This window comes from Rhizobium sp. 21-4511-3d, assembly GCF_053522545.1.
The window spans coordinates 51,062-62,551 of the sequence record NZ_JBNWCF010000023.1 but is presented as its reverse complement, the minus strand read 5'-3'; the positions used below and the strand labels follow the sequence as shown (position 1 = coordinate 62,551).

10 protein-coding genes are annotated in these 11,490 nt (G+C 62.8%); 3 read left to right on the top strand and 7 right to left on the bottom strand.

All coding sequences use genetic code 11. The features are described 5' to 3' along the window. Nucleotides 1-201: 201 nt before the first annotated feature. From derI to ACQZ5H_RS31260, 7 genes are all read right to left on the bottom strand, one after another. Nucleotides 202-657 (bottom strand): D-erythrulose-4-phosphate isomerase, encoded by a 456-nt coding sequence (derI, locus tag ACQZ5H_RS31290; protein ID WP_130281270.1) that lies wholly within the window; start codon nucleotides 655-657, stop codon nucleotides 202-204. Continuing rightward, complete coding sequence (locus ACQZ5H_RS31285; protein WP_449100050.1) at nucleotides 654-1,439, bottom strand: triose-phosphate isomerase; 786 nt, start codon at nucleotides 1,437-1,439, stop codon at nucleotides 654-656. Before ACQZ5H_RS31285 ends, derI begins: the two co-directional genes overlap by 4 nt. Beyond that, on the bottom strand, nucleotides 1,436-2,212 hold the full coding sequence (locus ACQZ5H_RS31280) for a DeoR/GlpR family DNA-binding transcription regulator (protein ID WP_449100049.1): 777 nt from the start codon (nucleotides 2,210-2,212) through the stop codon (nucleotides 1,436-1,438). The genes ACQZ5H_RS31285 and ACQZ5H_RS31280 overlap by 4 nt, the downstream gene beginning before the upstream one ends. Before the next feature lie 99 nt (nucleotides 2,213-2,311). Beyond that, on the bottom strand, nucleotides 2,312-3,247 hold the full coding sequence (locus ACQZ5H_RS31275; protein ID WP_112710998.1) for a sugar-binding transcriptional regulator: 936 nt from the start codon (nucleotides 3,245-3,247) through the stop codon (nucleotides 2,312-2,314). Between the two features lie 71 nt (nucleotides 3,248-3,318). Then, nucleotides 3,319-4,251, bottom strand: coding sequence for a sugar phosphate isomerase/epimerase family protein (locus ACQZ5H_RS31270; RefSeq protein WP_449100048.1), 933 nt, complete (start codon nucleotides 4,249-4,251; stop codon nucleotides 3,319-3,321). Nucleotides 4,252-4,262: 11 nt separating this feature from the next. Then, the gene (locus ACQZ5H_RS31265; RefSeq protein WP_449100047.1) at nucleotides 4,263-5,774 is read right to left on the bottom strand and encodes a glycerol-3-phosphate dehydrogenase; all 1,512 of its coding nucleotides are present in this window, start codon (nucleotides 5,772-5,774) and stop codon (nucleotides 4,263-4,265) included. 37 nt (nucleotides 5,775-5,811) lie between these two features. Further along, nucleotides 5,812-7,377 carry an FGGY family carbohydrate kinase gene (locus tag ACQZ5H_RS31260; protein ID WP_449100046.1) on the bottom strand — a complete coding sequence of 522 codons (1,566 nt, stop codon included), beginning with the start codon at nucleotides 7,375-7,377 and terminating at the stop codon, nucleotides 5,812-5,814. A 780-nt stretch (nucleotides 7,378-8,157) separates the two neighbouring features. On the opposite strand from ACQZ5H_RS31260, the gene ACQZ5H_RS31255 reads away from it, so the two are divergent. From ACQZ5H_RS31255 to ACQZ5H_RS31245, 3 genes are read left to right on the top strand one after another with little or no spacing between them, the layout of a single operon-like run. Continuing rightward, nucleotides 8,158-8,814 carry a DUF2291 family protein gene (locus ACQZ5H_RS31255; protein ID WP_449100045.1) on the top strand — a complete coding sequence of 219 codons (657 nt, stop codon included), beginning with the start codon at nucleotides 8,158-8,160 and terminating at the stop codon, nucleotides 8,812-8,814. Then, the gene (locus ACQZ5H_RS31250; RefSeq protein WP_449100044.1) at nucleotides 8,811-10,355 is read left to right on the top strand and encodes a sugar ABC transporter ATP-binding protein; all 1,545 of its coding nucleotides are present in this window, start codon (nucleotides 8,811-8,813) and stop codon (nucleotides 10,353-10,355) included. The genes ACQZ5H_RS31255 and ACQZ5H_RS31250 overlap by 4 nt, the downstream gene beginning before the upstream one ends. Before the next feature lie 23 nt (nucleotides 10,356-10,378). Continuing rightward, entirely contained in the window at nucleotides 10,379-11,431 is a 1,053-nt protein-coding gene (locus ACQZ5H_RS31245; RefSeq protein WP_112710992.1) for an ABC transporter permease, read from the top strand. The last annotated feature ends 59 nt before the right edge of the window (nucleotides 11,432-11,490 follow it).

The following is an 11,490-nucleotide window of genomic DNA, read 5'->3' as shown; positions in this document are numbered from 1 at the left end:
CAACGCCATCATCAGGGACAACAAACCATGGCAAGACGCTTGACGCAGAAGACAGTCGCTCTCCCCTCGGGGAGAGGGTAGGGTGAGGGGGCTCCGGGCACAGCAGTCCTTTCAATTCCCGCATGGGGCCTTCGGCTTGATGACAAGCGCACGCGTCACAGGCGCGGGTGCCTCATCGCGAAGGCGCCCCACCCAAAAAACTCACCGAGCGTTATACTTCGCGTCCAGTTCGTCCATCGCCTTCACATTCCCGGCAGACCGGCCGTTCTCATCGAACGTCTGGGCCAGAAACGCATCGGCAATCGACTTCGCCAGTTCCGTACCGATAACGCGGGCGCCCATGGTGATGATCTGGGCGTTGTTGGAGAGGGCCGCGCGTTCGGCGGAGTAGGTGTCGTGGGTGAGTGCGGCGCGGATGCCCGGTACCTTGTTGGCCGAGATGCAGACGCCGATGCCGGTGCCGCAGACGAGGATCGCCTTGTCGTAGGTGCCGTCGAGAACGCCCGATGCGACGCGGTCGGAGAGGTTGGCGTAGAAGGGGTCGGCACCGCCGTTGGTGCGCGACACTTCGTGCACCTCGAAACGGTCCTTCAGATGATCGGCCAGAACCTTGGCGAGACCTTCGCCGGCGCTGTCTCCTGCAATGGCAAGCTTCATTGTCGTTCTCCTTGGAGTTTGGCGGCGCATTTTGCGAGAATGTCGAGGTAGCCTTCGACATTCCAGGCCGAACGGCCGATGAAGAGCCCGTCGATATGCGGGCTCGAAATCAGTTCTTCGCAGTTTCCGGGGTTGACCGATCCGCCATAGAGGCATGGGATCTTGCGGCCGAGGACCTCTTCGGCGACCGCGATGATTTCGGCCTGACGGGCGTCGGCATAGTCGGCCGTTGCCGGGATGCCCTTTTCGCCGATCGCCCAGACGGGCTCGTAGGCAAGCAGGATCTCGGCGGATTTCTGATCACCCGAGAGCTTCGAAAGCGCGCCGCGCACCTGGGTCGCGAGAATCTCGGCGGCCTTGCCGCTTTCGCGGTCGGCCAGCGTCTCGCCGATGCAGATCAGCGGGATCAGGCCATGGCGCACGGCGGCTTCGGTCTTCAGGCCCACGGTCTCGTCGCTCTCGCCGAAATGTTCGCGGCGCTCGGAATGGCCGAGCTCGACGATATCGAGGTTGCAATCCCTTAGCATCACCGGCGAGACCTCACCGGTCCAGGCGCCCTGATCGGCCCAATGCATGTTCTGGGCGCCGACCTTGACGGAGGTTTTGGCGAGCATCGCTTTGACCTCGCGCACGGCGGTGAAGGGCGGAATGACGAAGCGCTGAATGCGCGGATCGCGGGCGGCATCGGCTGCTTCCAGGCCGCGGGCAAACTGCTGCGCCTCGGCGAGCGTCTTGTTCATCTTCCAGCTGGTGCCAACCCAGAAGCGCGGCTTTTCGGTCATGTCGGGTCCTGTTCCGATGCGATGGTGAGCGTTATGCCCGCCTGTACGAATTCCTCGATGACAGCAGCGTCCGGCGGGCTGTCGGTGATCACGGCGTCGAAATCGGCCAGATCGGCCATGACATGCAGCGCCGTGTGGCCGATGCGCTGGTGATTGACCAGCAGGCAGGACCTTGCCGAGGACGTCATCATCGCCCGCTTGGTGCGGACCACGTTGTCGTCCATGTGATAGGCGCGCCTGCCGCTGACGGCGGGCGTCGAGATGAAGGCGATATCGGCCCTGAGCTTCGATAGCGCTTCTTCGGTAACGACGCCGAGATAGGCGTTGAACTTCGCCGAATAGATGCCGCCGAGGGCAATCAGCGTGATGCCCGTTTCTGCCTTCAGCCGCTCCATGATCGCCGCATTGTTGGTGATCACGGTCAGCGGCCGTTTCTGCAGCAGCATTTCGCCGAGCACTGCCGCCATCGATCCGTCATTGACCATCACGGTCATGCCTGGCTCGACGAGCTCCAGCGCGCTCTTGGCCATCGCGACCTTGGCATCGTGGCCCTGGCGCTCGCGGATGCGGAAATCGCTTTCGAACTGCGTTCCGGCATCGATCGTCGCACCGCCTCGCACCTTGCGCAGCACGCCCGCCTGCTCGAGATCGTCGAGATCGCGGTGGACGGTCATCTTCGACACGGTGAAGCGATCGGCAAGATCGTCGAGATCGACGGTCTTGTTCTCGACGAGCAGATTGACAATCAGCTGCTGCCGTTCCTCGCGCTTCATTCCGGTCTCCACCCATCTCCTGATGTTAAGATAACGGATAAATCGTGATAATCAACATTATTCGTGTTATTTTGCGATCAACTCTTGTTTCCGATCACATCATTTCAACAGTGTCTGCGCCGTGCGTTCATCGGTGATCAGGCCGTAAAGGCGGTGGCTTTTCAGGATGGCGCGGATGGCCGGAACCTTCGACTGCCCGCCGGCAAGCGCCACGAGCCGCTCGTCTTTGGTTTTCGGAAAGGAGGCGGAGAGCGTGCGCGCCGTCAGCGCGGTATCCAGCATGTCGCCATCGGCATTGAAAAAATGCCCGAGGATTTCGCCGACGCCGCCGGCCGTCGCGATATCGTCGATCTCGCTCGGCTCGACCATACCCGAGAGCACCAGCTGCGCGTCGGCATCGACAGTGCCGAGGCCGACGAGCTTCAGGTCGGCATTGTTGGCGAGGTCGAAGACTTCCTTGACCGCCCGCTGCGCTTTCAGCACCTCGCGGTCGTCTCCCGTATTGGCGAAGAACGGGACGGGCATCACATAGGCCTGCGTTCCCGTCTTTTCGGCGATGCGATGCATCACGTCGTAGGGGTTGGCGCCATAGTTGCGCGTCAGGCCGCCGAGCAGCGAGACGAAGCGTAGGTTCTTGGCGCCGACGCGCGGCATGTACTGGACGGCGGCTGACAGCGTGCGGCCATGGCCAAGGCCGATGACCTTGTTGTCGCCGCGCTCGATCTCACGCTTCAGGTAGCCGGCGCCGGCATGGCCGAGGGCGCGAAGCGGCAGGCCTTCCTCGCCGAGATCGGGGGCGACCTCGCAATATTGCAGGCCGTAGCGCTCCGAAAGGCGGGACTCGAGCTCGACGCATTCGACGATATCGCCGTCGATCGTCACCTTGACGACGCCATCGGCGACAGCGCGGGCAATCAGCCGGTGCGCCTTCACCGAGGGCACGCCGAGACGGCGGGCGACATCGGATTGCGTCAGGCCTCCGGCGTAGTGAAGCCAGGCAGCGCGTACCGCAAGCGTATCATCGGCGTCCGTCATCGCCGCTCCCTTTCAAAATAACTCCTGCAACATTCCGTTGCGATATCTGCAGCCTTTTAAGGATCTCCGCCTCAGATGTTCAAGTCGTCGATGCCGGTGTCGATATAGGGCGCCCAGAACGCGACGCTCTCGGCGATCTGCGGGATGACCTCGCGGTCGTTCGGCTCGCGCTCCTTGAAGGAGAGCTCGAGGCAGATCTCGTTGTTGATGGCACCGCCTTCGGCGAAGGCTTTCAGCAGCGGCGCCGGCTGGATCCGGCCCTTGGCGTTGAAATCCGCGGTGAACGGCCGGTGGCCGCCCTTGTCCATCAGGCTCTGCTTGATGTGGATGATCGGCGAAACCGAGGGAACGGCGCGCGCCCAGGCATAGGGGTCAAAATCGTCAGGGTTGGCGGAGGTGACGTCGCCGTGGTCGATATCGGCCATCATCCACATCGGGATCGCCATGTTTGCCGCCGTCAGCCGCTCCTGCAGCGATAGGCATGCCGCGATCGTCTCGCCGAATTCGCGACCGATGCTCATCGGCTCCCAGAAAACATAGGAGAGACCGGCGGCGCGGCCGTGCTCGGCCACTTCGGCCCAGCAGTCGATGGCGATCTTGATCAGTTCCTCCCGCTTCGCCGGATCGTCGAAATCCCGGTAAGTGAAGATCGCGAATTGCGTGCCGACGGAATCGCCGCCGAGATCCGCGGTAATATCGGCGAAGGTCTTGAACCAGTCGATGTAGTAGCGGCGCACATCGGCGTCCGGATGGCCGAAATGGTTGAGGCGGCCATAGGGGCCGGTCATGCCGGAGGTGACGCGAACGCCGGTGCGCCGCAGCGCCGAATTCATGCTGCGGGTGAGGCGGCGGATAACGGGCGCTTGCCAGCTCGGATTGATGAACTCATGGGTCAGCTGCAGGTCGCGGATCTTCAGGTCGCGCGCCACGGTATCGATCAGGTCGTCGGGGTCGGCAAAGCGGTTGACCAGCGGATTGGTGTTCAGCGAAAGCGTCAGCGGCATCGTGACCTCCTTCAGGCAGCGGCAAGGCGGGAGGAGGCGAACCAGTCGGCAAAGGCCGCGCGCTCGGCTTCGCTCATATGCAGGTAGTGCTTGGTGCGGCGATAGAGGATGTCTTCAGCCGTCTCGGCCCATTCGGTCGCCACGAGATAGCGCGCTTCCGCCTCATAGAACTGCCCACCGAAATGACGGCCGAGGCCTTCGAGGCTGGTCGCCCCGGTGACGACGTTCTTTGTCCGCGCGCCGTAGAGGCGGCCGTAGTGATGGACGAGTTTGCGCGGCATCCAGGGATAGGTATCGCGCAGGCTGTTGGCGAAGGTCTCGTAGTCGGCATTGGGGATTTCGCCGCCGGGGAGCGGTGCCGACTGCGTCCAGTCGCCGCCCATAGCCGGGAAAATGTGCTTCAGACGATGCAGGCCGCGCTCGGCAAGCTCGCGGAATGTGGTGATCTTGCCACCGAAGACGTTGAGCAGCGGTGCGCCGCCCGTCTCGTCGAGATCGAAGACGTAATCGCGGGTGACGGCAGACGGGTTGCCCTTGCCGTCATCGAAGAGCGGGCGCACGCCGGAGAAGCTGTGCAGCACATCCTGACGGCGGAGCTTTTCCTTGAAGTAGCGGTTCACGGCCTTCAGCAGGTAATCGATCTCGGCCTCGTCGGCGGAGACATCTTCTGCGCGGCCCTCATAGGCGATATCGGTCGTGCCGATCAGCGCCTTGTCGCCCTCGTAGGGGTTGATGAAAATGACGCGCTTGTCGTGGTTCTGGACGAGATAGGCATTGGAGCCCGCCCAGAATCTCGGAACGATGATGTGGCTGCCCTTGACGAGGCGGACGTTGCGCGAGGAGTTGGAGCCGGCAACGCGGTTGATGATGTCGCTAACCCAAGGGCCGGCGCAATTGACGAGACATTTGGCGCGGAAGGTGCGCGTCTCGCCACTGGTGCTGTTCTTCGTGGTGATGGTCCAGGCGCCGTTTTCGCGCCGGGCCGAGACGGCGGGTGAGCGGGTCAGCACGAGCGCGCCCTTTTCGGCGGCGCTGACGGCGTTGAGCACGACGAGGCGGGCGTCATCGACCCAGCAATCGGAATATTCGAAGCCGCGGGTATATTGGTCGAGGATCGGCGTACCCTCGGGGTCGCGCAGCAGATTGAGGGTGCGCGTGCCCGGCAGTTTCTTGCGGCCGCCGAGGTGGTCGTAGAGGAAGAGGCCGAGCCGGACGAGCCAGGCCGGACGGTCCTGCGGGCTGTGTGGCAGGACGAAGCGCATCGGCCAGATGATATGCGGAGCGGCATTCAGCAGCACCTCGCGCTCGATCAGCGCTTCGCGCACCAGACGGAATTCGTAATATTCGAGATAGCGAAGGCCGCCATGCACGAGCTTGCCGGAGCGCGACGACGTGCCCTGCGCCAGGTCGTCCTTTTCGCAGAGCGCCACCTTCAGCCCGCGGCCGGCCGCATCGCGGGCGATGCCCGCGCCATTGATGCCGCCGCCGATGACGAAGAGGTCGAGGGTTTCCGGTTCGGTCATGTCATGCTCCTTCGATGCTTCTGCATCAGAACTTGAGTTACGCGCCTGGCGTCGCAGCAGTGGCGAGCTTGTCCCAGGCGGGCGCCATGGCCTGGCGCACGTCCGTGTAGGCGGAGAAAAGGCGATCGAAGCGCGCGGCTTCGGCGGCATCCGGGATTTCGGGCTCGCCGAGCAGCGGCGTCACCCAGTCGGCAATGCAATCGTCCATCGTGGCGTAGACGCCGACCGCGACCGCAGCCATCATCGCCACGCCGGCTGCACCGGTCTCTTCGCGCCGGGACTGGCGGATTGGCGCGTTCACGGCTGATGACAGCGAGCGGCGCAAGCCGAGCGAGCGGGTCGCCCCGCCGGTGATGCGCAGCTCTTCAGGCATCGCCCCCATCGCCGCGTAGCAATCGCGGGTCGCAAGGCCGAGACCCTCAACGACCGAACGGACGAGATCCGGAAAGCCGTGGCGGGTTGAGAGGCCAGTGAAGCCTGCCCGGGCATTGGCGTTGACGAAAGGTCCACGCTCGCCAGCCTCGGAGATATAGGGGTGATAGAGCACCGATCCCGGCTTGCTTTCGGCGAACCAGCCGTCGATCCGGGCGATCAGATCGGCGTGCGAGACGGTTTTCCCAGCGTCAGCCATCAGGTAAGCGGCAATCTCCAGGATCCAGTCGATATTGATCGTCGATCCCATGTTGGTCTGGACCTGCGTGACGATGCCCGGGATCGGCAGTGCGATAACATAGCCCGTGCCTTCGCTGTTGAGATGAACGTCGGCGACCGCCTTGGCGCGCATGTGGACGCCGGTGGAGCCGATCGTCGAGCAGGCGGCATTGCGGCCGCTGCTGCGTACACCGGCGCCGAGTGCCGTCATCACCATATCGACATAGCCGAGACAGACGGGCGTTCCTGCAAGCAGTCCGCAGGCCTTGGCGGCCTCCGCCGTCAGGGGATGGCTCACTTCGGTACCGTCGATGATCTCGGGCAGAAGATTGCGGCGCCGCTCAAGGCCGAGCGCGTCGATGACGACGCTGTCGTATTGGCGCGTGCGGAAATTGCCGAAGGTGAAGCTTGCCTCGGAGGGATCGGTGGCGCGGATGCCGGTGAGATTGAGATAGAGCCAGTCCTTGCAATGCAGGGCGGCCTCGGCCCGGTCGAGCAAGTCAGGCGCGACCTTGTCCATATGGGCGAGCTGCGCGCCCTGCTGGCAGGTATTGAGACCGGTGCCGGTCGCCTCGAAGCGGGCGCGGTTGCTTGTCCCTCCCGCCAGTCTGGTGACCGTCGAGGCGGCACGGGCATCGAGCCACAGCCACGCGTCTGTGACGGGCGCATTGCCGCGGCCGACGAGCCAGGTGCCGTCGCCCTGTCCGGTTACTGCGATCGCGGCAGTGCGCGCGGCCAGATCGGCGACCTTTTCACCGAGGCCGCGCAATGCGCTGGCGCAGTCCGTCCAGGTCTGGGCGAGGGACTGGGTCGCCGAACCATCCTCGCCGGTCGCGTATTTGTTGCGCACGGAAGCGGTTGCGATCTGCTGGCCTGCGAGATCGAACGCCACCGCCTTGATCACGGATGTTCCGGCGTCGATCCCGATGATGATGTTCTGGGTCGATGTCATTGCAGACTATCTCGCCAATGCTGCGAACGCCGCGACGGGCAATACGCGCGTCCAATTCATCTCAAGTCCTCCCGATCGGCCTTTCACAAGGGAACAATCCCCCAGCCGCATCATTTGATCCGCATGCCGCCAGCGGCAAGCCGCGGCCTCTGCAAATGCCGGATCGAATATCTGCCGAAACCTCCCATAGGCCTCATCGCAAAACATAACATAAAGATATCACATTGCCAGCAAGATTTTTCTGGTCATGAAAAATTTTTCAGATAAAATGGATGACATAGGAATTTAGAGCGTCGGCTCCGGCCAAGCCTCGACGAGCGCACGATCAGCCAGTATACAGCTGATGGAAATTCTTATTTTTCATTTATATCCAGATACTTACTGAACGTCACGACTTTGGGCTTTTTGTGCGCCTGCCACATCAGTTTGCTGCGATGCAGCGCGATAAAAACCATGTGAGAGTCTGAGTAGGCAAGCATGTACTGATAAAAGGGCCGTTGACATCTGTTAAAATTCATAACATTGTTTCCGGCATAAATAACACAGTTCTATCACGGAAGCTCACTTCCGGATGGAGATTGCAGGGTCCGGCGGTTGGAGGAGACAAGCGTCGGCTCTCTGTTGAGGAGGCTTCCAATGCTGATTTTCATCGCGCCCTGCGTCGTCGCGGACTGCCCGCCGGTTCTCCAGCCGGCCAGCCGTCCTGCCGCGGCACGGCTCCGATCTTAATCGCACCCAGCCCCTCCGCTTCACCATCTCCTGGACAAAGGCCGTCACGACATGGGTACACAGCCCGATTATGCAGCCCCCAAGCCCGGCAGCGGCAATCTGAAGCTCATCGTCAGCGCCGCCTTCGCGGTCCTCGTCATCGGCGCCATGGCGCTCGACACCACGGTCGTGAAGATCGGGTCGGCAAACGATGTCCGGCAGCAGGCCTTTTCGCCTGAGACTTTCGGCACCGAGCAGTTCCCGAAGATTCAGGCCAATGTCGAGCAGCGCGCCGTCGCAGCCGCCGAGCTGGCAACCGCGATCGCCGCCGACAAGAAGGCCGCGAGCGAGAAATACGGCACGGCGACGAGCACCGGTCCGGTCATTCCGGTGACGCTGACCGGCACCTTCGGCGCCCGCAAGTCGAACACCAATGAAATGAAGATCGACGGATTGCCTCCCGAGACGGTGGTCCGTGTCCAGACCGGTCCTGCGGTCAACGGCACGGACCTCCGCGATGCCACCGGCGAGATCGAATTCGGCCAGTTCACCAACCAGATCCAGTACCAGGATGCCGGATCGGCCATCAACAACGAGATGAAGAAGACCGTGCTTTCCGGTCTCGATCCGGATCAGCTGGACGGTAAAACCGCGACCGTCGTCGGCGTCTTCAAGCTCATCAACCCGAAGAACTGGCTGATCACGCCGGTGAAGGTCGAGGTCAAATGAGCCAGCCGCTACGCAATCCCGGAACCCAGGGCGAGGTCGTGCTCGCCGCCCGAAACATCGCCAAGTCCTATGGCAATGTTCACGCGCTCAAGGGCGTGAACTTCGACATCCATCGCGGCCAGGTGACGACGCTGTTCGGTGAGAACGGTGCCGGCAAGTCGACGCTGATGAAGATTCTCTCGGGCGTGGTGCAGCCGACCTCCGGCGAGATCGTTCTCGACGGTTCGCCGATCAGCTTCGCATCCTCGACCCATGCCCGCGAATGCGGCATTTCGATCATCCACCAGGAACTGAGTCTCGCCCCCAATCTCAGCGTCCGCGACAACATCTTCATGGGCCGCGAGATCATCAAGGGCGGTGTCGTCGATTTCGCCGAGGAAGAGCGCCAGACCCGGGCGCTGATGGAAGAGCTCGAAGAGGACATCGATCCGCTGACGCGTGTCGAGGACCTTCGCCTCGGCCAGCAGCAGATCGTCGAGATTGCCCGCGCGCTCTCGGTCAATTCCCGCATCCTGATCATGGACGAGCCGACCTCGGCGCTGAGCGCCACCGAAGTCGAAGTTCTCTTCAAGGTCATCCACGACCTGACGGGACGTGGTGTCTCGATCGTCTATATCTCGCACCACCTCGAAGAGGCGCTGCAGATCACCAATCACGCCGTCGTCCTGCGCGATGGCACGATGACTGCCTATGCCGAGCGCAAGGACATTGATCTCGAATGGATCGTCCGCAACATGGTGGGCGATAACTTCGATCTCGGCAGCCCGCCCGAAGGACACCAGTTCGGCGAAGTGGCGCTGTCGATCGAAGGCCTGACCGTTCCCGGTCCATCGGGTGCCGCCTATAACGCCGTCGACCGCATGTCGCTGAAGGTGCGGGCTGGCGAAGTCGTCTGCATCTACGGACTGATGGGGGCAGGGCGCACCGAGCTTCTGGAATGCGTCGCCGGACGCCTGCGCTCCAGCGGCGGACGGGTTCTGCTCGAAGGACAGGATGTCGGTGCTCTCAGCATCGCCGGGCGCATCGAAAGCGGCCTCGTCCTCGTCCCCGAAGACCGACAGCGTGACGGCCTAGTGCAGACCATGACCGTCGGCTCCAATCTGTCGCTTGCGAGCATCGGCGCCTTCACCAAGGGCCTCTTCACATCCGGCCGCCGCGAACGCGATCTCGTCACCGAGTCGATCCGCCGCGTCCACGTCAAGACCGACGGCGGCGAGGCGGCGATCGGCTCGCTCTCAGGCGGCAACCAGCAGAAGGTTGTCATTGGCAAGATGCTGGCGACGGAACCCAAGGTCATCCTGCTCGACGAACCGAGCCGCGGCATCGATATCGGCGCCAAGGCCGAGGTCTTCAAGCTGCTCGCCGAACGCGCCAAGCAGGGCCTCGCCGTCATCTACTCGACGTCGGAAGTCAACGAATGCCTGAGCATCGCGCATCGCATCATCGTCATGCACCGAGGCCGCATTTCGGCAGAGTTCAGCTCTGACGTCACCAAGGAAAAGATCATGGCCGCCTCCGGCGAGTCGATGGTCGCGCACTAGCCCGGAATTATGGAGCACTGATTATGTCAGTCACAAACGTCACCGAGAAGAAGTCAGTTTCGAACGGGCAGAAGCGGAACACCAATATCGTGCGCCTGATCCTGGAAGGACGCGCGTTCTTCGCGCTGATCGTCATCATCGCGGTCTTCTCCTTCCTGTCTCCCTATTACTTCAGCCTCAACAACTTCCTGATCATGGCCTCGCATGTGGCGATCTTCGGGATCCTGGCGATCGGCATGCTGCTGGTCATCCTGAACGGCGGCATCGACCTTTCGGTCGGCTCAACGCTGGGGCTTGCAGGCTGCATCGCCGGCTTCCTGATGCAGGGCGTCACACTCAGCTATTTCGGCGTCATCCTCTATCCGCCGGTCTGGGCCGTCGTGGTGCTGACCTGCGCGCTCGGCGCCGTGGTCGGCGCGGTCAACGGCGTGCTTGTCGCCTATCTCAAGGTGCCCGCCTTCGTCGCCTCGCTCGGCGTCCTCTACGTCGCTCGCGGCATCGCCCTCCTGATGACCAACGGCCTGACCTACAACAATCTCGGCGGCCGTCCGGAACTCGGCAATACCGGCTTCGACTGGCTCGGCTTCAACCGTCTCGGCGGCGTACCGATCGGCGTCATCGTTCTCGCGGTCCTCGCCATCGTCTGCGGTATCGTGCTCAGCCGTACTGCCTTCGGCCGCTGGCTCTATGCATCGGGTGGCAATGAGCGCGCTGCCGACCTCTCGGGCGTTCCGGTCAAGCGCGTCAAGATCATCGTCTATGTGCTCTCCGGCGTCTGCGCCGCGATCGCCGGCCTGGTGCTGTCCTCGCAGTTGACCTCCGCCGGTCCGACGGCGGGCACCACCTACGAACTGACGGCGATCGCAGCCGTCGTCATCGGCGGCGCGGCGCTGACGGGCGGCCGTGGCACGGTGCGCGGCACCATGCTCGGCGCCTTCGTCATCGGCTTCCTGTCTGACGGTCTCGTGATCATCGGCGTCTCCGCCTACTGGCAGACGGTCTTTACCGGTGCGGTGATCGTTCTCGCCGTCCTGATGAACAGCATCCAATACGGCCGCCGGGTCAAATCGTCCTGACGGCTGAAACCGAACTTATCCACGACGGCAGGCCTCTGGCGCAAAGGCCGATTGGGGAA